Genomic DNA, 22,194 nt, shown 5'->3' with positions numbered 1-22,194 from the left:
TTTAAACAAGAGAACTATATATTTTATTTAACTTAGTGTAGCAAACAGTCTTTCTTCTCTTCCATTTAAGATCATTTATTTTTGAAACTGATGTTACTCCTTTACCAGATCCAATAAGAATTATTTCATCATAATCATCAATTGATTTAATAGAAATATCTTTAAAATTAATTTTAATTTTCTTGCTTATAAATTTAAGTGTATTTCCAAAATAACAATTTTTTTTAGGAGAAAAAATCTTTCCATTTTTCACAAAAACTAAATTTGAAGTACCAGTTTCTAAAATTTTATCATTGGCGACTAGAGCAATATCAAATTTAGTTGAGTCAACTTTGCTTAATTTTGCTAATATTTTTTTATAATAAAGATTTTTATAATTTGGCTCTACTCTTTTATATTTAAATAATAATAGACTAAAATTGCTTTTTGGTTTTGGTCTTTTTCTGATTGAGACTGATATTAATTTTTTATTTAACGCTATACGAAATAAAGTGTCAGGACTTTTGTATAAATTATTTTTGTCTATTAAATCTTTAACAATATTTTTTAAATTTTTTTTTCTTATTCCATATTTTTTTGAAGATTTTATTAAATTTTCTAGATGTGGTTTTAAAAGTATTAACTTAGGAGGTTTTCCAATCATTCTCATTGTAGTAAATACTCCTCGAGATCCCCAAAGATCTTTGAAAGTAACTTCTTTAAGATTACTAAGCTGATAAGATTTTTTTAATAAGAGTGTTACCATTTTCTGTTAAAAAAGATTCTGGATGAAATTGAAATCCATATATTTTGTTTTGATTGTCTTCAAGACCCATTGGTATTTTTGTTTTACTACATCTCATAGTTATTTTAATTGAATTCGATTTAAATGGCTCCATTAATTTTAATGAATGATATCTTCCAACTTTGAACTGTTGATTTTTTTTAAAAATTTTACTTTGATTATTTGTTTTTATTTTGGATTGAAAGCCATGATAAATTTTTTTTTGCTGTATGATTTTGCCACCTTCATTATGTAAAATCATTTGATAACCTAGACAAATGCCAATAATTTTTTTTTTCCCTTTGTATTTTTTATAAATTTTTGAAGTGGTAGAATAATCCTTTGGTGATCCAGGTCCTGGTGATAAAACGATCACATCACTTTTATCAAGTAATTTAACATTTACTTCATAATAGTTTGAGCAAATTACTTTATCAAATTTTGCAAATTGATGAACAACATTCCAGGTAAAAGAGTCTTGATGATCAATTATGTAAATCATTTAAATAACTCCAGTAAAGATTTTGCTTTAATAAAATTTTCATTAAACTCTTTCTTTGGTGAACTATCTAGTACAACTCCAGATGCAGCAGAAATCTCCGATTGATTTTTATAATTTAATATAGATCTAATTATAATATTAAATTTCATATCTTGATTAAATTTAATAAATCCAAAACTTCCTGTAAAAATATTCCTACTTTCTTTTTCTTGGTTATTTAAAAGTTCTAAAGTTCTAATTTTGGGGCAGCCAATTACAGATCCTCCTGGCATCATTGCCTTGATGATATCAATCAATTTTATATTTTTATTTATTATTCCACCTATCGAAGTAACATAATGAAAAAGATGCTTATATTCCTCAACGTATTTTTTTTTAATAATTTTAACACTTCCAGGTTTACAAATTTTTGATAAATCACTTCTTTCCATATCAACTATCATGTTGTGTTCTTTGGTTTCTTTCTCATTATTTTTAAAATATTTAAGAGCCACATTTTTATTGGATAATAATTTTTTCTTAAATGTACCGGCTATTGGTTTAGTAATTATTTTGTTTTTTATCTTATCAATTAATGTTTCGGGAGAGCAACTTACTATTGAGTAATCCTTATCTTTTATCATAAATGACTCTGGAGAAGCATTAACACGCATTAATTTCCAAAAAAAATTAACCGGATTAATTAATGATTTATTCTTATATTTTGTGCAAATTTTAATTTGATAAGTCTCACCTTCTCTTATTTTTTTTGAAAATAATTCAAATATTTTTTTATATTTTTTGTAAGAAATATTAATTTTAAAAGGACTTAGTATTTGGGTTTTGTTAAATTGATAATTGAATTTATGTTTTTTAATATTAGATATAACTTTAATATCTTTTCTTATTTTAATTATAGTCTCAGGTTTATAAAAAATTCCTTTATAAAAATTTATCCTTTTTTTCTTTTTTAAATTAATACCAATTAAATTGCATAAAATCTCATAACCAAAAAAACCAAGATATAAATCTGTTTCTTTTTTGTATTTTTTTTTCTCAAAAGAATTTAGAAATTTATGTATATTTTTTTTTGTTAAAATAATCTTTTTTGAAAAATCTGTATAAATATTATACCCTTCTTCTACTTTGTAAATTATTAGAGGTTTATCTGATTGATACAGATCCTCTAAATAATAATTAAATTTAAATTTATGCTGGTTGAGTTCTTTCAATTGCTTTCTCTACTATAGGTAAATGTATCAGACCTGCAAAAATTGATAATGCGATAGATCCGTACCATGCATAATCAAAATTTCCATTTAATTCATAGAATACACCACCTAGATATGCCCCTAGGAAAGAACCAATTTGATGGCTTACAAAAACTATTCCATATAAAAGTCCAACATATTTTGTACCAAATATGTGCGCAACAATTCCATTTGTAGGAGGAACTGTTGATAGCCATAAAAAACCAAAAGTAACTCCAAAAACTACTGAATTAAAAATACTTGGTGGTAAGAAAATAAAATAAATTATAGAAACTCCTCTTAATAGATAAATGGCACTTAAAATTTTTTTCTTACTATACCTTGTTGCTAAATAACCGCTTGTAATAGTACCAGCCATATTAAATACACCAATCAAAGCTAAAACCATTGCAGGGGTCCAGTCAGGCAAACCTTTATCTGCCATATAAGTAGGAATGTGTGTTGCTACTAAAGCAATGTGCCAACCACAAACAAAAAAACCTAAAGTGAGATAAATAAAACTTTTGTTTGCAAATGCCTCTTTTAGAGCCTCCCTTACTGTTTGATTATTATCTTGGTTAACTCCTACAGGTATTTTTGGTGTGCTAATAAACAAAGCTACCACTAATCCTATTCCTAAAAGAAGAGAAAAATATAAAAGAGTATTCTCCCAGCCTGTTTCAACTAAAGAATATCTTACAAGTAAAGGTGATACAAAATATCCAAATGAACCTGCACATGTAACAATTCCTGTTGCAATAGTTCTATTGGATGCAGGAAAATGTTTAGCAACTACTGATACTGGGATACCGATTGCAGTGGAGCCTAAGCCAATTCCAATCATCACTCCTATAGTTAAAGTAAAATAACCTCCAGTATTATAGCCAGAATAAAAAAACAAAACTCCAACTAAATAAAAAATAAAACCAATAAAGATTGCAACTGCCCCTCCATATTTATCAGTAATTACACCAAACAAGGGACTAAACACTCCCCAGAGTAATAACTGCAATCCCATAACAAATCCAAAATGGGAGATTGAAATATCTAAATCAGTATTAAAATCAAAATAAAACAAACCAAAGGTCTGTCTTATTCCTAAAGAAATAATTACAACTATAGATGCTGCAATTAAAGTAATTAGTGCTTTTTTACTTATAGTAAAACTTTCTGAACTCATTTTAAAAACTTTAATGCTTGTTTTATATCATTTATTAACTCTTTAGGATCTTCAAGTCCGATATGCATCCTTATTATATGTTCATCCTTATTTATACGTGTAAATTGTCTCTTACCTAGTGCTTGGTGTGTTTGATAAAGAGCTAAGCTTTCAAAACCTCCCCAACTAAATCCATACCCAAAAAGTTTTAAAGAATTAATAAATTTCAAAACTGAGTTTTTATTTTTTGATTTAATTTTAAATCCCAGTAAACCAGAAGCTCCGGAATAATATTTTTTCCATAACTTATAATTTTGACTACCTTTTTTATAGGGATAAAAAACCTTAATTATTTTTTTCTGTTTTGATAAAAACTTTGAAACTTTTAGTGCATTTTCTTGATGTTTTTCTAATCTTATATCTAATGTTCGAATACCTCTTAAAATTAAATATGCGTCATCTGGACCTAATCTTAATCCCGAAACTTTATTTGTTGATTCAACTAAATTAAAAACACGTTTATTAATAGCTAAACTACCACCCATTACGTCAGAATGGCCAGAATAATACTTTGTTGCAGATACAATTGACATGTCAAAACCTAATTTAATTGGTTTTAAAAAGTAAGGTGTTCCCCATGTATTATCTATTGCTGTATAAATTTTATTTTTTTTTGCTAATTGTAATATTTTAGATAAATCTTGGAATTCAAAAGTGTTGCTCCCAGGATTTTCTACAAAAATAAGTTTGGTTTTATTTGTAATTTTAGATTTTAAATCATTTAAATCACTTGGATTATAAAATACAGCTTTAATATTAAATTTTTTTAAATATTTTTCTGTAAGAAGTCTTGAAGGAGAGTATACAGAGTCTGTTACTAATATTTCATCTTCTGGCTTTACAACGCTCATCACCGCTAAAAAAATAGAACCAAACCCTGTTGGGGTTAAGTATACCTTATAGCAGTCTTCTATTGTCTTTAAAATTTGTTGAAGTGCATAAGTGGTTGGGGTACCTTGTCTGCCATAATCAAAATTTCCACTAACTGGATCTTTTAAATACCTGTTTTGTGTTTTTTTAATTTCCTGTAATGATTTAAAAATAATAGTTGAGGCTCGAACAACAGGAGGATTTACTGACTGATTATGAAAATCTTTAGCAGTATGTTTAAGGAAAGTCTTTAAAGAATTGCCCATAATAAATTTGATATGTTATTAAGACAATGCTATATCCCAATAAAAACGTCAATAAAATTAAATGGAACTAAATGAGTTACCCAAAAAAACATAGGGGCCGAAGAAAGCAGGGCTCCAAAAAAAGAAGAGCTAAAAGAAAAAATAAAAAGAAATAGTTTAATTTCTGGTCAAATGCTCGGCTTTGAAAATAATAGATCACTTCTTCGAATATACAGCATTATAATATTTGTTACTGGAGTTTTAGGATTAATTGGAAGTTTAATACTGCATAATTCAATAAGTTCATTTAATTTTAAATCTCATTTCCCTTACTCAGATTCAAAACATCTAAAAATTACTTGTGACAAAAAAAATAAATTTTGTAAAAATATATTAATACCAAACAAAATTTCATTATTAGATAAATGTTCTAAAAAACATTTTAGAATTAAAGTTAGACTTAATGATGAAAAATATCCTGGGGGATATGAAGCATATATTGAACAACTTTTGAAAAACAGTTTTGAAAGTTTAACAAATCAAAAAATAACTATTGAGCCTTATATATTTAGAGAAATTAACAAAAGCTGTATTAAAAATTTTGAAATATATTGGTTATACAAATTTTTTCCATATCCTTTTGAAAAAATAAATCAGGTCAAAAAAAATATTAATTATATATCAGCAACTGGATCTAATACTGTAAATCCATTTTTTTATGGTGAAACATCAATAAGCAACATTGCTAAAAGATATCCTGTTAACTATTTTTTTAAAACTTTAATGTTTGCTTTATCTATTACTTTGTTTTTATATTGGGGAAAATTTAATACGATTTTTAATTTAATAGAAAAAAATAAAAGAACAGAACTATTTTATTTTTTTGGTTTAATATCAGCAGTTTCTTTGTTTTTTCATATATTTTTTTTAGGAGTGATATTTGAAACTCAATTGTTTAATAAAATAAAATCATTTTTTATAGTTTTTTTTATATTTTTTGAAATTTTAGCTCAAATAATTCTTACCTTAAGACTTTATAAAATAAAAGAAATAACATTTAATTTTTTTAATCTAAAAATTCTTAAATTAAAAATTTATTTTATAACAATTGTTAGTGTGTTGTCCGTATTTGCCATTTATATAATTAGAGTTACTGAAACAAATTTTGAGAATATATTTGAGTGGAATTTTTTTACATTTTTACTTTTTTTTTATTTTTTAACTTTTATAATGATAAAAAAAAATCAAATTTCAATCCATCCGCCGCCTAAAACTTTATAACCAAACTCATCCTTATTATAAAATACACATGCCTGACCAGGTGAAATTCCATCTTCTGAATCAAATAAATTAACAATTGCTTTACCATCGTTTAATAAATCAACTTTTGCTTTTAATAGAGTGCCGGTTGATCTAACTTTTACCAAGACATTTTGCTGTAAATCTTCCATATTAGTTAATAAATTTATTTCCTTTAAATTTATTACCTTTTTTCCAAGCATCTCTTTAGATCCAACTATTATTTCATTTTTATCAGAATTAATCTTTAATACATAAAGGGCCTCTTTATCTGAAACTTTAATGCCTTTACGTTGTCCAATGGTAAAATTTATAATTCCATCATGAACACCAATTATATCACCATTTAAATTTTTTATGTTTCCTTTCTGAAAAGAGTCGGGCCTAAACTTTTGTATTACAGAAGCATAATCACCATTTGGAACAAAACAAATGTCTTGACTATCAGGTTTATCTGCAACGTTTAAATCTAAATTTTTTGCAATTTCTCTTGTCTTGTCTTTCATCATTCCACCTAATGGGAATCTTAAATAATTTAGTTGTTCTCTAGTTGTATTAAATAAAAAATAACTTTGGTCTCTATTTTCATCAATAGCTCTATACATGTTTGTAGTTTTATTTTCTGTAACACTTTTTACATAATGTCCAGTTACTAACGCATCCGCTTTAAGTTCTTTCGAAACTTCAAACAAATCTTTAAACTTAACAGTTTGATTGCATTGAACACACGGAATTGGAGTTTCACCTTTTAAATAACTCTCAACAAAATTATTTATAACGCCTTGTTTAAACTTATCTTGGTAATATAAAATTTTATGCTCTATACCTAGTTTATGAGCGACACGTTTTGCGTCCATTATATCTTGACCTGAGCAACACTGTTTTGATACTGCTACCTCTTTACCAGCGTCATAAAGTTTTAAGGTAATTCCAATTACTTTATAACCCTCTTTTTTCATAATACCTGCAACAGTAGAGGAGTCTACTCCCCCCGACATTGCAACAACTACAGTAGTATCTGATGGTTTTTTATTCAAACCGATAGAATTTAAATTTTTATTCATTGGGTGATATTTATACTTATTTACAATATAAGTTAAAATAAATGATTTTAGATTATGAACCAGGTGACAAAGTCACTAATCCTCAACATATAGAATGGGGTATTGGGCAAGTACAATCTATAATTAACGACAAAGTGACAGTTAATTTTGAAAATGCTGGAAAAAAAGTGATTAACGCAAAAAACGTAGAACTTAAAAAACTTGGAAAATAAAGGTGAAATTTAAAGAGATTGTAGAAAGTTTAGTTGAAAATTTTTTAGAGGCAGGAGATTTGGCAATTCAATTAAGAAAAGAAGGTTTGGTTAAAAAAATAAAATCAGATAATACACCAGTAAGTAATGGTGATCTGGAAGTAAACAAATTTATATCAAACAAAATTTCTAAAGTTACTCCTGATTTACCTATAATATCTGAAGAGACATCTGATAATAAGGCTATTAAAAATTTAAAGAATTTCTGGCTCATTGATCCAATAGATGGAACTTATGACTATATTAATGGATTAGAAGAATTTACAATTAATGCTGGTTTAATAATTAACAATAGACCAGTTGCAGGATTAATAAATGCTCCTGCAAAAAAAAGGATGTTTTACTCATATGAAAAAGGCAATTCATTTGAATTTAGTGATGGTAAAACAATTAACTTAAGCAATAAGCCTTTTAATAAGTCAGAAAATTTAAAATTTATTTCATACTCAAATAAAATAAAACCTGAAATTCAAAAGATTTATGATGATTTAGGGGTAAAAGAAAACATTAGAATGAAAAGTTCTTTGAAATTCTGTGTCGTTGCTGCTGGTGAATATGATGGTTATGTTGCTGAACCTAGGGCATATGAATGGGATATAGCAGCTGGTCATGCAATTTTGGAACATGCAGGTGGGAATGTAACAGATTTTGAAGGAAATGAAATTTTATATGGTAAAAAAAATTTAAAAAATCCAAGTATAATTTTGAAAAATAAAAATATTTTATAATGGATGATCAATTAAGAATAATACTAATAATTATTGTTGCTGTTTCAATTTTTGGGTTGTTGGTGTTTGTTTTCGTAAAAAATTACATAAGAAATAAAATAAATCAGCTTGTAAAAGAAGAAAAAGATAAAAATTCAAAGTAGGTTTATTATTTTTAGATATTCGTCTTTTTTTATATCCATTACCTTTTTTGATGTTTCAAAATCAAAACCATTTCTTGCAAGCAAAGATATATCTTTTTTATAAAATAAAGTTCTGTTATCTTCTACTCTAGCTGGGCCAATTCTTTTCTTTTTACATAATTTTATTGCAGAAAAAAAATCTTGGTCAGAATTGTCTTCTTTTATTTTATCAACTGTATCTTTGATAAATGTTTCATCTATTCCTTTTCCTATTAAATAATTTCTAATTTTGTTAATTGAATTTCCTCTTTGAATCATGCTTTTAGCTTTACTTTCGGAATAAAATTGATCATTTATAAATCTGTTTTTTTCTAAGTCAGACAAAACAATATCAATCAATTTATTTACATCTTTTTTTCTCACATCAGATGCTGATAGTTTCATGTATTTTTTTAATAAATAAGTTTTGAGTTGTTGTTTTGAAGGAGCGTACTTTTCAACATAAGCATAGGCAAAATTACGCATCTCATCTACAGTTAGTTGAAGTGTTTTTTTTCTATTTCTTATAGGAATCATTAATAGATTTAATATAATATATCTATATGATTGAACAAATTTATACTTATTTCTCCATTGAGACACTTTACATGTGGATCAACCTTGGAGTTCTACCTTTTTGGTTTATCTTGATAGTATTTCCTCAATCACATTTAAGTAGAATTTTCGTAACATCAATTTTTCCTTTTTTCATTTTAAGCGGTGTGTATATCTTCATTTTATATCAATCTTATTTAATTGGTTATGATTTTGATGGAAATTTCACTCTTTACTTAGGTCTAAGTGAGCTTTCTAGATTGTTTGAGGATCATTTGTACATAATGATATTTTGGACTCATTTTATAGCAATTAACTTATTTATTGGTGGCTGGATTGTTAAAGACTCTCAAAAGTTTACTATTAATAAAGTTTTAATAGCTGTTCCTTTAATTGTGACATATTTAATTGGTCCAATAGGTTTATTTTTATATTGGATAATTAGAATTTTTTACGCCAAAAGAATAAATTTATATGAATAATCATATAGATTTTTATTTCGATATAATTAGCCCTTATGCATATATTGCACATAAAAAAATTCTTAAACATAAAAATATAGTATTTAATTATAAACCAATTTACTTAGGTGGTCTTCATAAGCTTGCTGGTATAGATTCTCCTGCGTTTAATAAATATAAATTGAGAAATAATATTAATGATTGCAATTTAGTATCTGAAAAAAATAATATTGAATTCAAATGGAATTCTAATTTTCCAATAAATTCTTTAAATATTATGAGAGGATATCTTTATGTTGAAGAGAATAAAAAAATTGATTACTTAAATTGTTTTTTTGATGCTTACTGGAAAGATGATCGTGACTTATCAAGTGTTGAGAATATTTCTAAATTAATAAGAAATCTAGATATAGATATTGAAGAATTTTTTCAATTTATAAAACAACAATCAATTAAAGATAAATTGATTAAATTAACTACTGATGCTTTTCAAAAAGAAGTTTTTGGAACCCCAACTTTTATAGTTAATAATAAAATTTTCTGGGGACAAGATAGACTTGAATATGCTTTAGAAGAATTTGCTAATAATTAAATTATTTTAAATTTACTACTAGCTATAGACCCAAACCCACCATCAATATGTGATACTTTTTGATATCCCATATCTTTTAATGATTTTACAGCTAGAGCCGATCTTACACCTCCTGCACAAAATAAAACAAATTCTTTATTTTGGTCTATTTTTCCATTTTCAAATATTGGGCTATTAGGATCTAAATATACCTCAAGCATTCCTCTGGGAATATGACTTGCTCCCTCAACCCTACCTGTGTTCTCTAACTCATTACTTTCTCTTATATCAATAAGATTACAATTTTTATTTTGGACCATTTGATAAGCTTCTTCAGCATCAATCGTTTTAATTTCATTCATAGCTTCAGAAACTAAATTTTGAATTGTTTTTACATTCATAATTTTATTTTAAATTACCTGAAAAATATTATATTGCTATCAAATTATGCTAAAAATTAATTCCAAAGCTCCTTCCTTTACAGTTACATCAACTACAAATAATAAATACTCATTAAAAGATTCGATCGGAAAATATGTTGTTTTGTATTTTTATCCAAAAGACGATACTCCTGGATGTACTATGGAAACTAATGATTTTAATAAGCTCTTATCTAAATTTAAAAAATTAAACTGTGAAGTCTATGGGCTATCAAAAGATAGTTTAAAAAGTCATGATAAATTTAGAGATAAATACAAAATTAAGTTTGATTTACTTGCTGACGAGGATATTAAAGTTCTTAAAAAGTATAAAGTTTGGGGTAAGAAAAAATTTATGGGCCGCGAGTTTATGGGAATAATTAGGTCGACTTATTTAATCGATAAAAAAGGTAAAATACTTAAGGTTTGGAATAATGTTAAAGTTAAGGATCATGCTAAGGAAGTATTTAAAACTCTTCAAAGCATTGTAAAAAAATAAAAAAAAAGCCCCTTATTTCTAAGGGGCCTTTGGTTAACTAACTAGAGAGAGAGATTATAGTTAATTCTTTTTATTAGAGGCTCTTCAATGAGATAACGACATGGAGATCGAAGAGCCTCTATATTGCATGCAATTAGTCTCGTATTGCGTATGCTATTACTCCTGTTTCAGTTACGTCGGTACCTTTGGCTTCAGCCTCTTTACTTAGTCTTATTCCAAAAGTAGCTTTCATAGCTGAGAACACGATATATGACACCACAAATACAAAAATGTTAATTGAAAGCACACCAATTAATTGTGCACTAAACGATGCATCTGAGTTTGTTAATGGCACTGCCAGTGTTCCCCATATTCCAGCAAACATGTGAGCTGGAATTGCACCTACAACATCATCAAGTTTGAAACTAAAAAGTAATTTTGTTCCAAACACAACGATTAAACCACCCACAGCTCCTATGAAAATTGCTGCTAAAGGCGATGGTGCTAATGGTTCAGCTGTTACAGCCACAAGACCACCAATTGCTCCGTTTAACATTTGAATAACGTCAGTTTTACCAAACATTAATCTTGTAATAATTGCAGCGGCCATTACACCACCAGCAGCAGCAAGATTAGTGTTTATAAAAATACTTGACACAGCAACTGCATCATCAAATGTTCCGATAGCTAGTTGAGATCCACCATTGAAACCGAACCAACCTAACCATAAGATGAATACACCAACTGTTACCAGTGGAATTGAAGAAGCAGCAAAAGGTCTAATAGCTTTTGCTTCACCTTTGCTTCCAAATCTGCCATATCTAGCACCTAACAACATGATACCTGCTAAAGCAGCTGCACCACCTGTTGAGTGTACTAATGTAGAACCAGCAAAATCTGAGAAGCCTAGTTCTGCTAACCAGCCTCCACCCCATTGCCAACCCATAACGATTGGATAAATAATTCCTGATAAGATAGCTGCAAAAAGAAAGAAAGGCCAAAGTTTTACTCTTTCAGCCATTGCTCCTGAACAAATTGAAACTGTTGTTGCACAAAAAACCATTTGAAAATACCAGTCAGAACCATCAGCATATCCAGTATCAACTGAACTTGCATCTGACCATGGTGTGAATGTTCCTATATATCCACCCTCTGGTATCCCGTACGCTAAGTTATATCCAAATAACCAAAACATAATCCCAGCAATTGAGTAAAGACCGATGTTCTTTGCACAAATCACAGAAACACTTTTAGAAGTTACCATTCCAGATTCTAGCATCGCAAAACCTGCTGCCATGAACATGACCATGAAACCACACATTAAAAATAATAGTGAGTTGAATATAGCTTGAACTTCAGCAGAAACTGTAGTTTCTGCCATACCCGCGCTGCTCATGTTTAATAAAAATATTAAACTAAGAATTGGTGCGGACATTTTTTTTATAAATTTAGTCATAAGACCTCCACTTGTTAAAGAGATGTCTTATAGTTTTAATATAATTTAAAAGTAACGCTGATTAGGAAAAGTGGCTATGCATTTTTTGCATATAGTAACAGCCCTGAACGTGTTTCTAAAACGTTAGGGCTGTTAAATAAATATTATCTGTTGAATACTTCTTTTAAAGCTTTAGCTGGTAAGAATTTTACCTTTTGAGAAGCAGCGATTTGAATTTGCTCACCTGTTCTAGGGTTTCTTCCAACTCTTGCTTTTCTTTTAGCAACTTTGTAAGTACCAAATCCTGCAATTTTAACAGAATCATCACCTTTTAGAGCATCTAAAATAGTGTTGGTAATTGTATCAAAAGTTCGCTCAGCATCTGCCTTGCTCAAATTTAATGAGCCAGAAAGCTTAGCAATTAGTTGTTTTTTGTTCATTTTAGCTCCGGTTTTGTTGGTTATATTTATACTTATCATAAACGTTGATAAATCAAGCTTTTTTTTAGTGTTAATTTTTTAAATACACACAATATCTTGTAAAAGCTTAAATAAACCTTGATTTTATTAACTTTTTGAAGCTTTAAAATTTATTAATTATCTAAATAACCCTAGGTCTTTAAGATCATTAAATGTGGTGAAAAACATCAATGATAGCAACAAAAACAATCCGATTCGAAAAAAACCTTCTTGAGTTTTTTGAGACAGAGGCCTGCCTAAAACTTTCTCAAATGCATAAAACATTAAATGTCCTCCATCTAACATTGGTATTGGAAATAGATTAATAAGCCCTAAGCTAATTGAAATATAAGCCATCATACTAATGAAAGCCAACACCCCAAACGTTGCCACTTGTCCAGAAATTTTAGCAATTCTTATTGGGCCTCCCAATTGAGAGGTGTCAGCTTTACCTAAAATCATTCCTCCAATGTATTTTAGTGAGGAAACGCTCACAAAATAAACCTCATAACCTGCATGGTATAAAGCCTGAGCAGGTCCTAATTTAACATGGTTAACTTTATTATTATAGGCACCAAGCTTAATACCAACCATTCTTTTATTAATTTTATTTCCCAATCCATCATCACCTTCAACAATGTTTGGCTTAATTTTTAAGATTAATTCTTCGTAAGATCGCTTAACTTTAAAATCAATAAAATCACTAGTAGACATGGTAATAAATTTAGAAACTTCCATAATACTTTTAACTTCATTTCCATCTATTTCTAAAATTATATCTTCAGCTTTTAGTCCTCCTATCATTGCAGGACTATCTTTTTGAACTTCATTTATGACTGCGGGAGTAAAATCTTTACCTATAAAAGTGTAAATTGAAAAAAATATCACTAAGGCTAACAAAAAATTAGCTAAAGGACCACCAAATACAATTAAAACTCTTTGATATAATGGTTTTAAAATAAATAATTTTTCTCTCTCTTCCTCATTGTACTTTTCCAAAATTTCTTGATGATCAGCTTGAGAATAAACATTTCTGTCCCCAAAAAATTTAACATATCCACCTAAAGGAATTGCACATATTTTCCATCTTGTGCCTGATTTATCATTCCATCCAAATAATTCTTTACCGAAACCAATTGAAAAATCTGTAACACCTACTCCATATTTTCTCGCAAAATAGTAATGTCCATATTCATGAATAAAAACAACAACAAGAATTAAAATTAAAAAAGGTACTAAATAACTTAACATACTTTATCTTATAATTTTATTTATTATTAACAACCTTCAATAAACAACTAAATTGACGCCATTTTAAATTGGTTGGACCAATGAAGCACTATTGTTAGTTGGTTTATTAACATCTTTTGAAACTTCATGAAAAATAAGATCAGGTATTTTACGTTCCTTCAAAAAAGTTGATCCCTGAAGTTCTATATTTAAATAACTATTAATATCTGTTTGGTTAAGAATTACTGGCTGACGATGATGAATTTCTTTTATGTTATCTTTTGCATCCTCAGTAATTAGACAAAATTGATTATCTTCAAAAATACCTGCTAAATAAATAGGATTGGAATCTTTACGAATAAAATAATGTGGAATTTTTTCTTTTTCTTCTCTTTTCCATTCAAAAAAACCATCAGCAACTGCAACACATCGATTATTTTTAATCAATTTTTTAAAAGAAACTTTTTCATCAATAGTCTCTAATCTTGCATTAATCAATGCTTTAAAATCTTTATCTTTAGCCCATGCTGGAATTAAACCCCATTGTAAATTTTCTAAAGTATTTCCATTTTTATATTTTTTAATTACAGGCAGTTTTTGATATGGATGTGCATTATAGTTTTCAGTATCTTCAACTTGAATTGCAGATTTAATTAATTTATTTGTTTTTGTTACAGGGTTTTTTACTACGTATCTTCCACACATTATATTGTTTGCTGTTTCATTAATTCCTCTATTTGCTTAATCATAATTTTTGGTGATCTCATAGCAGGATAAATTTCTTGCGCTTGTTTGTAACTTCTAATTGCTTTTTCATAATTTTTAAGTTGAATATTTACTAAACCTTGCCCTGCTAAAGCTCCAAAGTGTCTTTGTTCTAAGGCTAATACTTGATCTATATCATCTTGAGATTTTTGAAATTCTCCTAACATATAAAGTACAGTTGCTCTTTTATTCCAAGCTTCAGCCCAATTTTGATCAAGATTAATAACTTCAGTAAAAATATCTTTAGCTTTCATATAGTTTTGTTCTCTTACAAATTGAGAGCCCTCTTCTAATCTTGCAGTAAGTCTTTCATCTGTTGGATGGGTACTCCATAAAGCCCAAATTTCTTGTTCAATTATAAAAGCTACTTTCGATTTATTTGCTTTTAACTCATTAAACAATTGGTTCAGTCTATTATCCCTTTCGTTTGCTAAAGAGCTAACCTGTGAAAATAAATAAACCAAAATTACTAACAATAACTTCTTCATATTGAGATTCTATCAAATATTAGAATTAGAGTCTTTGGTCTTAAGTGTCTTTGTTGTTATTTTTACAACTATAAAAAGAAATGTCTTTTTCTTTTTCCTCTTGTTTTATATTGGTTGTGATTTCGTGAATAAGTTCGCCTGTTTTTCTAGTATAGACTGCAGACTCAGAGTAATTTCTCTCTTTATCGAAAGCTTGAATTAAGAATATATCCTTATTCGAAATTTTTACTTCTAAATCAATTTTATTAAAAAATTCCGATAAATTTTTAACATTTAGAACATCTGGTGTTTTAGACTCAATTATTAACTTATTAATATCTTTTCTTTTAATTTGATCTTTTGTGAAAGATTCAAAGTTATGTTCTGGATTTTTTAAAATTACTTTTTCAAATTTACAATTTAAGTTCAAATTAGAATTTAGTGTAATATTTGTATTTTGAGCTTGAGCAAAACTAAAGCAACACAATAAGCTAAATATTGATAGAAAGATTTTCATTTAATTTATTATATTAATAATACTTTTTTTTATTGTTTCACTTACTTTTATTGTTCCTTCTTTGTTGGGATGTATGCCGTCTTGTTGATTCAAACTTGGATTAAGTGCCACACCTTCAAGAAGAAACGGGATTAATGGTATATTGTACTTTTTTGATAACTTTGGATAAATAGCATCAAATTCTTTTTTATATGTTTCTCCATGAGTATTTGGTGCTACCATTCCAGCTAAAATAATTTTTATTTTTTTATTCTGGGCAATATTTATTATTTGTTTTAAATTTGTTTCAGTTTCACCTGGTTGAATTCCTCTGAGCATATCATTGGCTCCTAATCCTAAAATAATTAAATCTATTCCTGGTTCGGATAAGCTCCAATCAGCTCTATTTAATCCACCTGAAGAAGTGCTTCCAGAAACACTTCCATTAATGACTTTAATGTTTAAACCAGCTTGCTTGAGATTATTTTCTAAAACTATTGATAAATGATGTTCTTTAGGTAATCCATATCCGGCCATCAAACTATCACCAAATAAGACTATCTTTTCTATTGCACTTGCATTTATGTGCACTAGAAAGATTATCATAATTTTAATAAATATAGTTTTATTCATGAGTAATCTTCTTAAATTAAAAAAAATAAATCTCAAATACCAAACTGGTAAAGATAGTATCAGTGTTTTAAAAAATATTAATTTAAATATAAAGAAAAAAGAAACAGTTTCTGTTGTTGGAGAAAGTGGCTCAGGAAAAACAAGTTTAATAATGTTAATTGGAGGCTTAGAAAAACCAACCTCTGGTAAAATAATTTTTAATGATCAAGAAATAACAGGTCTGGGTGAGGACGAAGTATCTGAGATAAGGAAGAAAAATATTGGAATAATATTTCAGTCATTTTATTTAATTCCTAATTACACAGCGGTCGAAAATGTTGCGCTTACACTTGAGCTTAATAATTTTAAAAATCCAGAAAAAGAAGCAAAAATTTTATTAGACCGTTTTGGTTTGAAACATCGTTTTAACAATCTACCAAGTCAATTATCAGGCGGTGAACAACAAAGGGTTGCAATCGCTAGAGCAATTGCGATGAAACCAGAACTAATCTTAGCTGATGAACCAACAGGAAACTTAGATACTGAAAATTCTATTATGATCGCAAATATTTTATTTAAGTATGTTAAAGAAGAAAATTCTTCTTTAATCATGGTAACTCATGATCCCAAGCTTGCTGAGAAAGCTAAAAGAAAGATAAAAATTAAAGATGGAAAAATTAAATAATCCTTCAGAATTTAGTTTGATTTTTAAATATGCTTTAAAAGACTTAGGCAGAAATTATCATAAAATTTCAAGTATTATTGTTACGCTATTTATAAGTCTGTTTATCTTAAGTGCTATTTTCACAATTGAAGATAGTCTTAAAAAAGAACTAAATGATAATGCAAGAGCACTTTTAGGTGGAGATTTAGAGATTGATTATAATCGTAATCAGGGAAATTTAGATTTAATTAACCAAGTAAAAGAGTTTGCAACTGTTTCTCAAATGATTGAGTTCAGTACTATGCTGTCAACTACTGGCAGAGAAAAAAATAAATCATTATTTACTAGAATTAAAACTGTGGATGAAAAATATCCATTATATGGAAATGTTATTTATGAGCCAATTGATGCTTATGAAAGAATGCAAAAAGAACCTAATACTATCCTGATCAATGAAAGTTTATCAAAGACTCTAAATATTAAAATTAATGAAATAGTAAAAGTTCAAGAACAAAATTTTACAGTAATTGGAATTATTAAATCAGTACCAGATGTAAGTGGATTTGTTGCATTTGGCGATTGGGCTTTAGCAGGAAAACAAACTCTAGAAATTTTAAAACTAAACGGAATTGGAAGCTTTTTAAATTATGAATACAAAGTAAAGTTTAATGAAAATGATACTCCAGAAGAAATTGAACAAAGAATTGAAAAAATCTTTAAAGACGACCAAAAAGTAAAACTTAGATATCCTGAAAATTCTGCAAGTGGAATAAAAAGAATTATTAATAATTTTTCACAATTTTTATCTCTTGTATCTATCAGTGCTATGTTGATAGCAGGTATTGGAATAGCAAATACTTTACTTTCATTTATTAATCAAAACAATATGTCGATAGCTGTACGTAAAGCAGTTGGTTTTTATTCAGGCAATATTAAAACACTATATTACCTTCAGTTATTTATACTTTTATTTATTATAACTGTTATTGCTTATGGATCGAGTTTTTTAATTGTACCAATAGTAGATAAATATTTATCTGATGGATTGGGATTAAATGTTTATCCAGTATTTTCAATTCTTAATTTTTTTAAAATATTTTTAGTAGGATTATTGGTGCTTGTAATTTTTTCTATCCCAACAATCAGTTCTATTGACCAAGTTAAAGCTTCTAATTTATTTAGAAACGTATTTCAAAATCTTCAATTTTATTATTCTAAGAAATCAGTTTTTTTAAGCTTTATTTTATTATCTATCTTAATTTTATTATTCACAGTTGGATCTGAGCAACCTTCTTATAGCTTAGGTTACTTTGCTGCTTTTTTTGTTTGTTTAATTGTATTTTTCTTACTTTCAAAATTAATCATTTTTTTTCTAAAAAAATTCAAATCGAGTCCAATAATCTCTTTAAAAGTTTCAATTAAAAATATTACCCAAACAAAAAGTATAACTCCCATTACCGTTATGTCACTTGGCTTAGGGGTTACTTTGTTACTGACCTTAGCCTTAGTTGGTACAAATTTTCAAAGAGAAATTGCTAAATCTATTCCTGATATTGCACCTGATTATTTCTTTGTTGGTATTCAAAATGGAGAAAGAGATAAATTTGAACAAGGTATTTTAAATATGGATCCAAATGCATCTATTGAAATCGTACCAATGGTATCATCTGGAATTGTGAAAATTAATGGTTTGGATCCTAACACTTATATTAAACCAGATAATGATAGTTACTGGGTAATTGGTAGTGAAAGAAGATCTTCATGGGTGGAAAATATACCTGATGATAATCCAATTTTAGAAGGTAAATGGTGGGATTTATCAAACCCAAATCAACTTCAAATATCTTTAGATGCAAAAGTGGCTAAAGATTTTAATATTCAGTTAGGTGATATTTTCACTTTAAATGTTTATGGACGAGAAATTGAAGGAGAGGTCATTAATTTTAGAGAAGTAGATTATCGAGATTTGAGCATCAACTTTGTAATGTTATTTAATCCTCAATTTGCAAAAAATATTCCACACGAATATTTGGCTACTGCAAAATTTAATTCAAATAAATTTGATGAAACTGAAATGCTTGAAATCATGCCAAGTTTATCAATGATAAAAATTGCAGATTATTTATCTAAAGTTACAGCTGTTTTAAATAAAGTATTTATTGCAGTTACTTTAATTTCAGCGGTTACCATTGTTATTGGTTTAATTGTAATTTCAAGTGCAATCATGGTTCAAGGAAAAGTTAAAGAATATCAAAATTTAGTATTTAAAATTTTAGGTTTTTCAAAAAAACAAATTGTTTTTTCATCGTTAATTGAATTCATTATTATTTTTAAATCTGTAATTTTGATTGCAATATTCTTTGCAATAATTGGTTCAAAATTTATAATGAAAAATATTTTTGAGCTAGAATGGATGTTTGACTTTAAAGTTTTAATTTATTTAGGATTTTCTATTGGATTTGTTACTTTAATTTTAATATTGTTAACAAACTTAAAATATCTAAATCCTAAAGTTTATCCTCTAATAAGAAATCAATAATTAGAATTTAGTAATTTTACTATCTAAAGAAATCAGATTTAATTCTAATTTAAGTTTTGGAAATCTTTTTTTTATTTGTTTTTTAATTTTAGAAAACGAATCTTTATGAATTTTTTTTTCATTGGCCGGACTAAATTCTTTTTTTCCATTAGCAATTTTAGCTGCACCACAATCTTTATGATTAATAACAATTAATTTTTCTATTTTGTGTAATTGAATAGAGGTTCCTAAATTATCATAAAAAGTTTTATGCCATTGCTTAAATTTATTATGTGTAACTCCAACTGCCGCACCTGCAATTGTGAATGCACTATATTTTCCTGTCAATTTTTTTTTCTTTAAGTGATTATGAACTAAATGTTGAAATCTTGGATCCATACAAGACAATACCATTGCTTTAAATTTGTATTTCTTCAATTTAATTTCACTTTAAACATGGCCTCATTTCTTCTATTCATTGGTAAGGTAAATGGACTGTCATATGTTGCTCTAATAGGTGGGCTTATAATAAATATACTATTTTTTTGTAACTCTTTTTCTAAAATTTCTTTATATTTAAGAAAATTTCCATTTGATGCTCGCCCAGAATACTTCAACACCGCGTAGTATCCCCCTTCAATATTAACTATTTTAACATCTTTCCTGCTCGGATTTGGTACATTTTCTGAGTTAAATTTTGAAGGTAAATAAAATTGCATACTCATATTTCCATTTTTCTCAACTTGGGTAACTGGAGTTGTCATTTTAATTTTCTCCTGGGTATCATTTCTACCTGAAATGTAATTAAATAATTTTCTAAAGTTACTATCTATTCCAAATGTCATTGTTTCTACCGCTAAACGATCAGAATATTTCCTAATCTCATATACCTCATTTTTTGAGACAACTTCATAATTTGCTTCTTCATAAGCCATAACCGTAGAATATGGTAAAATAAATAAAGTACAAAATACTATTAAATAAAGTTTAATAATTCTCATTGTTACATAACTTTGTATTCAAAATTTTGTGTAGTTTCATTGATTTGAATTAATTTAGCTCCATTTCTTTCATGAAAATTAGTTGCCATTTCTGTTAGTGGTGAAAGGGTTACCAATCTATTTAAATGATTGGATTTTTTTATATTTTTAAACACTTCTTTTACAATTAATTTTCCCCCACCCTTTTTTTTGGACCAGACAGTATAAGCAACAGCTATTTGACCACCTGATTGATCCCTCATAGCAGTTTGTAGAAATGCATCTGTGCTTAACTTCTCTAACTCTTCAACACTTTTTGGAATTTCATTTGTGTAAGCAAAACACATTACCGCATGAATTTCTCCTTGATATTCAACACCAAATATTTTTCTTCCATATCCTGTTCTAAACATATTATCCAATTCTGGTCTAACTGGATCCTCTTCGGGATTACATTCTTTAAGCTCAACAAGTTTTGCACCTTTAACCCACCCAAAAAAATTATCAATATTTTTAGTTAAAACTTGTCTATTTTTTCTTAATCTTGCTTTAATTCTCGGATTAAATTTTTTTTTCATTTTAATAATAATTATCTATCATTTATTTTAAATTTTTAATGCGTTATTAAATCATACCAGATAATCATACAAAAGCTTTGCACTAGTAACAAAAATTAAAGCATATAAAATATTATAAAATAATTTTTCTTCAATAATTTTAAGTAATTGATATCCAATTAATATTCCCAATAATGCAACTGGAAACAATGTTGCCGACTGTTTAAAAGACTCAAAGTTTGTCATTGATAAACTAACGTACAATGGAAGTTTAATTAAATTTACGAAAGTAAAAAAGAATATTCTTGTACCTACATAAATTTCTTTTTTCATTCTAAGTGGAAGTAAATAAAGGCTAGTTGGAGTTCCTCCTGCATGTACACAAAAACTTGTAAACCCTGCCACGGCTGAACATGTACCACCTTTAAAAAAGCTTTTTTCTGATTTTTTTTCCTTATTTTTTTTAAAAAAAAAGTAATGTCCTGCAAACAAGAAGCCCATAACTCCAATAATGAATTTTAGTAATTCTTCTGAAAAATATGAAAAAGTTAATGATCCAATAAATATCCCAATAGCTGCAAATGGAACCATTAATTTTAAAGTTCCTAAGTCAAATTCTTTTCTATATTTATAAACAGCGATAAAATCTGAAAATATTAATATTGGTAAAATAATTCCTAAAGCTTGATTTAATGGCATCACTATCGTCATTAATGGAACAGAAATTAAAGTCATTGAGCCACCAAGACCTGATTTTGCAATTCCATATAAAATAATAGCAGGAACAACAGTTAAGAAAAATAAGAGGTTTATTTCCATCTATTTAACGATTTTAATAATTTTGACCCTAAAGGACTAATTGGTTCTTGAAGAATAATTTCTTTTTTGGTTTTTTGTTTTACTAATTCTAATAATTTAGTTGCCAAACCTTGTTTTCTAAAAATTGGATTAACAAAAATATACTCTACCTCGCCTTTATCATTAAATCTAACAAAGCCTATTGTTGTATTTTCATTTTTAAAGGTAAAAACTCCATCTGTTTCCTTTATTTCAAAATTTGAAACATCAAGACTGTTCATAAATCCTAGTAATTCAGGAGCAACAGGATTACCGCAATTGCAGCAATTATGGAGCTTACGACAACATAATTAAGCTTAATATTGAATTTTTTTTCTACAAATTCTGTAATTTTCTCCC

29 protein-coding genes are annotated in these 22,194 nt (G+C 27.6%); 9 read left to right on the top strand and 20 right to left on the bottom strand.

Annotated elements, in window-relative coordinates; all coding sequences use genetic code 11:
* Position 1: 1 nt before the first annotated feature.
* From ACTT9X_RS02475 to ACTT9X_RS02455, 5 genes are read right to left on the bottom strand one after another with little or no spacing between them, the layout of a single operon-like run.
* Positions 2-745: an aminotransferase class IV gene (locus ACTT9X_RS02475; protein ID WP_440934117.1), complete on the bottom strand. Its 744-nt coding sequence runs from the start codon at positions 743-745 to the stop codon at positions 2-4.
* Positions 708-1,265 (bottom strand): aminodeoxychorismate/anthranilate synthase component II, encoded by a 558-nt coding sequence (locus tag ACTT9X_RS02470; RefSeq protein ID WP_440934116.1) that lies wholly within the window; start codon positions 1,263-1,265, stop codon positions 708-710. The genes ACTT9X_RS02475 and ACTT9X_RS02470 overlap by 38 nt, the downstream gene beginning before the upstream one ends.
* Positions 1,262-2,476, bottom strand: a complete 1,215-nt coding sequence (locus tag ACTT9X_RS02465; RefSeq protein ID WP_440934115.1) for a chorismate-binding protein — start codon at positions 2,474-2,476, stop codon at positions 1,262-1,264. The genes ACTT9X_RS02470 and ACTT9X_RS02465 overlap by 4 nt, the downstream gene beginning before the upstream one ends.
* Complete coding sequence (locus ACTT9X_RS02460) at positions 2,454-3,674, bottom strand: MFS transporter (protein WP_440934114.1); 1,221 nt, start codon at positions 3,672-3,674, stop codon at positions 2,454-2,456. Before ACTT9X_RS02460 ends, ACTT9X_RS02465 begins: the two co-directional genes overlap by 23 nt.
* Complete coding sequence (locus tag ACTT9X_RS02455; RefSeq protein WP_440934113.1) at positions 3,671-4,849, bottom strand: trans-sulfuration enzyme family protein; 1,179 nt, start codon at positions 4,847-4,849, stop codon at positions 3,671-3,673. The genes ACTT9X_RS02460 and ACTT9X_RS02455 overlap by 4 nt, the downstream gene beginning before the upstream one ends.
* 171 nt (positions 4,850-5,020) lie before the next feature.
* Here ACTT9X_RS02455 and ACTT9X_RS02450 point away from each other — a divergent pair, with 171 nt between their 5' ends.
* On the top strand, positions 5,021-6,109 hold the full coding sequence (locus tag ACTT9X_RS02450) for a hypothetical protein (RefSeq protein WP_440934112.1): 1,089 nt from the start codon (positions 5,021-5,023) through the stop codon (positions 6,107-6,109).
* Here ACTT9X_RS02450 and mnmA read toward each other — a convergent pair.
* Positions 6,073-7,191, bottom strand: a complete 1,119-nt coding sequence (gene mnmA / locus ACTT9X_RS02445; RefSeq protein WP_440934111.1) for a tRNA 2-thiouridine(34) synthase MnmA — start codon at positions 7,189-7,191, stop codon at positions 6,073-6,075. The genes ACTT9X_RS02450 and mnmA overlap by 37 nt on opposite strands.
* A gap of 41 nt (positions 7,192-7,232) precedes the next feature.
* Here mnmA and ACTT9X_RS02440 point away from each other — a divergent pair, with 41 nt between their 5' ends.
* Genes ACTT9X_RS02440 through ACTT9X_RS02430 form a run of 3 tightly spaced genes read left to right on the top strand, consistent with a single transcriptional unit; the run spans position 7,233 to position 8,313 of the window.
* A complete protein-coding gene (locus ACTT9X_RS02440) occupies positions 7,233-7,403 on the top strand; it encodes a DUF3553 domain-containing protein (RefSeq protein ID WP_440934110.1) in 171 nt (56 codons plus the stop codon).
* Positions 7,404-7,405: 2 nt separating this feature from the next.
* Positions 7,406-8,170 carry a 3'(2'),5'-bisphosphate nucleotidase CysQ family protein gene (locus ACTT9X_RS02435; RefSeq protein WP_440934109.1) on the top strand — a complete coding sequence of 255 codons (765 nt, stop codon included), beginning with the start codon at positions 7,406-7,408 and terminating at the stop codon, positions 8,168-8,170.
* Entirely contained in the window at positions 8,170-8,313 is a 144-nt protein-coding gene (locus tag ACTT9X_RS02430) for a hypothetical protein (protein ID WP_440934108.1), read from the top strand. Before ACTT9X_RS02435 ends, ACTT9X_RS02430 begins: the two co-directional genes overlap by 1 nt.
* Here ACTT9X_RS02430 and ACTT9X_RS02425 read toward each other — a convergent pair.
* Entirely contained in the window at positions 8,305-8,868 is a 564-nt protein-coding gene (locus ACTT9X_RS02425) for a regulatory protein RecX (protein ID WP_440934107.1), read from the bottom strand. The two genes, ACTT9X_RS02430 and ACTT9X_RS02425, sit on opposite strands and share 9 nt — an antisense overlap.
* 26 nt (positions 8,869-8,894) lie before the next feature.
* Here ACTT9X_RS02425 and ACTT9X_RS02420 point away from each other — a divergent pair, with 26 nt between their 5' ends.
* On the top strand, positions 8,895-9,368 hold the full coding sequence (locus ACTT9X_RS02420) for an ABA4-like family protein (protein WP_440934106.1): 474 nt from the start codon (positions 8,895-8,897) through the stop codon (positions 9,366-9,368).
* Complete coding sequence (locus ACTT9X_RS02415) at positions 9,361-9,939, top strand: 2-hydroxychromene-2-carboxylate isomerase (RefSeq protein WP_440934105.1); 579 nt, start codon at positions 9,361-9,363, stop codon at positions 9,937-9,939. Before ACTT9X_RS02420 ends, ACTT9X_RS02415 begins: the two co-directional genes overlap by 8 nt.
* On the opposite strand, the gene ACTT9X_RS02410 is transcribed toward ACTT9X_RS02415, so the two are convergent.
* Entirely contained in the window at positions 9,936-10,319 is a 384-nt protein-coding gene (locus tag ACTT9X_RS02410) for a rhodanese-like domain-containing protein (protein WP_440934104.1), read from the bottom strand. The genes ACTT9X_RS02415 and ACTT9X_RS02410 overlap by 4 nt on opposite strands.
* Before the next feature lie 46 nt (positions 10,320-10,365).
* Between ACTT9X_RS02410 and bcp the strand changes: the two genes are divergently transcribed.
* Complete coding sequence (gene bcp, locus ACTT9X_RS02405) at positions 10,366-10,836, top strand: thioredoxin-dependent thiol peroxidase (protein WP_440934103.1); 471 nt, start codon at positions 10,366-10,368, stop codon at positions 10,834-10,836.
* Positions 10,837-10,969: 133 nt separating this feature from the next.
* Here bcp and ACTT9X_RS02400 read toward each other — a convergent pair whose 3' ends face one another.
* The 7 genes from ACTT9X_RS02400 to ACTT9X_RS02370 form a co-directional block, all read right to left on the bottom strand.
* Entirely contained in the window at positions 10,970-12,271 is a 1,302-nt protein-coding gene (locus tag ACTT9X_RS02400; RefSeq protein ID WP_440934102.1) for an ammonium transporter, read from the bottom strand.
* A 143-nt stretch (positions 12,272-12,414) separates the two neighbouring features.
* Positions 12,415-12,690: an HU family DNA-binding protein gene (locus ACTT9X_RS02395; protein WP_023853992.1), complete on the bottom strand. Its 276-nt coding sequence runs from the start codon at positions 12,688-12,690 to the stop codon at positions 12,415-12,417.
* A 156-nt stretch (positions 12,691-12,846) separates the two neighbouring features.
* Positions 12,847-13,959 (bottom strand): RIP metalloprotease RseP, encoded by a 1,113-nt coding sequence (gene rseP / locus ACTT9X_RS02390; protein WP_440934101.1) that lies wholly within the window; start codon positions 13,957-13,959, stop codon positions 12,847-12,849.
* A gap of 63 nt (positions 13,960-14,022) precedes the next feature.
* Positions 14,023-14,643 carry an SOS response-associated peptidase gene (locus ACTT9X_RS02385; RefSeq protein ID WP_440934100.1) on the bottom strand — a complete coding sequence of 207 codons (621 nt, stop codon included), beginning with the start codon at positions 14,641-14,643 and terminating at the stop codon, positions 14,023-14,025.
* Entirely contained in the window at positions 14,643-15,191 is a 549-nt protein-coding gene (locus ACTT9X_RS02380) for a tetratricopeptide repeat protein (protein ID WP_440934099.1), read from the bottom strand. The genes ACTT9X_RS02385 and ACTT9X_RS02380 overlap by 1 nt, the downstream gene beginning before the upstream one ends.
* A gap of 40 nt (positions 15,192-15,231) precedes the next feature.
* Positions 15,232-15,687, bottom strand: coding sequence for a hypothetical protein (locus tag ACTT9X_RS02375; protein WP_440934098.1), 456 nt, complete (start codon positions 15,685-15,687; stop codon positions 15,232-15,234).
* Positions 15,688-16,299: an arylesterase gene (locus ACTT9X_RS02370; RefSeq protein WP_440934097.1), complete on the bottom strand. Its 612-nt coding sequence runs from the start codon at positions 16,297-16,299 to the stop codon at positions 15,688-15,690.
* On the opposite strand from ACTT9X_RS02370, the gene ACTT9X_RS02365 reads away from it, so the two are divergent.
* Positions 16,298-16,963, top strand: a complete 666-nt coding sequence (locus tag ACTT9X_RS02365) for an ABC transporter ATP-binding protein (protein ID WP_440934096.1) — start codon at positions 16,298-16,300, stop codon at positions 16,961-16,963. The two genes, ACTT9X_RS02370 and ACTT9X_RS02365, sit on opposite strands and share 2 nt — an antisense overlap.
* Positions 16,947-19,481 carry an ABC transporter permease gene (locus tag ACTT9X_RS02360; protein ID WP_440934095.1) on the top strand — a complete coding sequence of 845 codons (2,535 nt, stop codon included), beginning with the start codon at positions 16,947-16,949 and terminating at the stop codon, positions 19,479-19,481. Before ACTT9X_RS02365 ends, ACTT9X_RS02360 begins: the two co-directional genes overlap by 17 nt.
* On the opposite strand, the gene ACTT9X_RS02355 is transcribed toward ACTT9X_RS02360, so the two are convergent.
* Genes ACTT9X_RS02355 through ACTT9X_RS02335 form a run of 5 tightly spaced genes read right to left on the bottom strand, consistent with a single transcriptional unit; the run spans position 19,482 to position 22,076 of the window.
* Positions 19,482-19,898 carry a carbonic anhydrase gene (locus ACTT9X_RS02355; RefSeq protein WP_440934094.1) on the bottom strand — a complete coding sequence of 139 codons (417 nt, stop codon included), beginning with the start codon at positions 19,896-19,898 and terminating at the stop codon, positions 19,482-19,484.
* Positions 19,895-20,461: an SOUL family heme-binding protein gene (locus ACTT9X_RS02350; RefSeq protein ID WP_440934093.1), complete on the bottom strand. Its 567-nt coding sequence runs from the start codon at positions 20,459-20,461 to the stop codon at positions 19,895-19,897. The genes ACTT9X_RS02355 and ACTT9X_RS02350 overlap by 4 nt, the downstream gene beginning before the upstream one ends.
* A gap of 2 nt (positions 20,462-20,463) precedes the next feature.
* A complete protein-coding gene (locus tag ACTT9X_RS02345) occupies positions 20,464-21,018 on the bottom strand; it encodes a hypothetical protein (protein WP_440934092.1) in 555 nt (184 codons plus the stop codon).
* 51 nt (positions 21,019-21,069) lie between these two features.
* A complete protein-coding gene (locus tag ACTT9X_RS02340; RefSeq protein ID WP_440934091.1) occupies positions 21,070-21,816 on the bottom strand; it encodes a sulfite exporter TauE/SafE family protein in 747 nt (248 codons plus the stop codon).
* The gene (locus tag ACTT9X_RS02335) at positions 21,807-22,076 is read right to left on the bottom strand and encodes a GNAT family N-acetyltransferase (RefSeq protein WP_440934090.1); all 270 of its coding nucleotides are present in this window, start codon (positions 22,074-22,076) and stop codon (positions 21,807-21,809) included. The genes ACTT9X_RS02340 and ACTT9X_RS02335 overlap by 10 nt, the downstream gene beginning before the upstream one ends.
* Positions 22,077-22,194: the final 118 nt, after the last annotated feature.

Source organism: Candidatus Pelagibacter sp. (assembly GCF_052049855.1).
GTDB lineage: Bacteria > Pseudomonadota > Alphaproteobacteria > Pelagibacterales > Pelagibacteraceae > Pelagibacter.
Note: the sequence above shows the minus strand (reverse complement) of the source record. Positions and strands in the feature narration are given on the sequence as shown.